The organism is Erwinia sp. MYb416, from assembly GCF_037479575.1.
GTDB lineage: Bacteria > Pseudomonadota > Gammaproteobacteria > Enterobacterales > Enterobacteriaceae > Erwinia > Erwinia rhapontici.
This window is the reverse complement of record NZ_JBBGYT010000069.1, coordinates 1-880: the sequence shown is the minus strand read 5'-3', so window position 1 is coordinate 880 and position 880 is coordinate 1. Positions and strand designations below refer to the sequence as shown.

Here is an 880-nt window from a genome sequence, read left to right as displayed (position 1 = left end):
CATAAAAAGGAGTTCCTATGAAAAAAACGTTTGTTTTGCTACTGGGTGCAATCGCGCTCAATGGTTGCAGCCAGACCCCTCACCCTGATGCCGGGCAGTTAGCAAACCGTCTGTTTGCGCTCAGTGCTGTTGATGGTCAGACCGTAAAATCTCATGAAGGGATGAAACCGGGGATCGGCTTTAATGACAGCCTCCGGGTCAATGGCGTGATGTGTAATCGTTTCTTCGGGCAGGGGCATATTGAGCAGGGGCGACTGACTGTACCGATGCTGGCATCGACGAAAATGCTGTGCAGCGATCCATTGCTTAATCAGTGGGAACAGACGTTATCGGTGGTGCTGACGAAAGGGGCAGAGGTGAAATTGACTGAGCAAACGCTGACGCTGACGGGAAGTGGTCATACGCTGGAGTATACCGCACAGTAACGCGGACCTGACCCGTGTTGCACACCATCAGCACGGGTCGACCGGAAAAACGGTCGACCCCTACAGAAACGACAGCCCGTCTACTTATCTTTACAGCATTATCGTCATCAGATAGGCAATGAACAGCGCCAGATGGGCGGCACCATTCAACACATTTGTGCGTCCGGTCGAAAACGAAATCTGACACAGCAACAGCGCGGCAATCATCACCACCATCTGCGGCGGTTCAAGGCCAAAGATCAGCTGCTGCCCCGTCAGTGTCGCTATCAGCGTCACCGCCGGTACCGTCAGAGAAATGGTCGCCAGTACGGAGCCAAAGAACAGGTTCATTGCGCGCTGCACCTGGTTTGCCAGCACCGCTTTAATCGCACCCAATCCTTCAGGGGAGAGGATCAGTAACGCCACCAGGAAACCGGTGAATTGTTCCGGTGCTTTCAACTCAGTCAGCAATGACT

At 53.4% G+C, this 880-nt stretch carries 1 protein-coding gene and 1 pseudogene; one reads left to right on the top strand and one right to left on the bottom strand.

Features of this window, described 5'->3' with window-relative positions:
• Positions 1 to 17 precede the first annotated feature (17 nt).
• Positions 18 to 425, top strand: a complete 408-nt coding sequence (locus tag WH277_RS00605) for an META domain-containing protein (protein WP_339503764.1) — start codon at positions 18 to 20, stop codon at positions 423 to 425.
• A 90-nt stretch (positions 426 to 515) separates the two neighbouring features.
• Here the strand turns inward: WH277_RS00605 and WH277_RS00600 are convergent.
• Positions 516 to 880: pseudogene (locus tag WH277_RS00600) on the bottom strand (sodium-potassium/proton antiporter ChaA); the annotation flags it as partial.

Bases quoted from the DNA above. Each gene is read 5' to 3' on its own strand.
- WH277_RS00605 (WP_339503764.1), top strand. From the start codon at position 18: ATGAAAAAAACGTTTGTTTTGCTACTGGGTGCAATCGCGCTCAATGGT.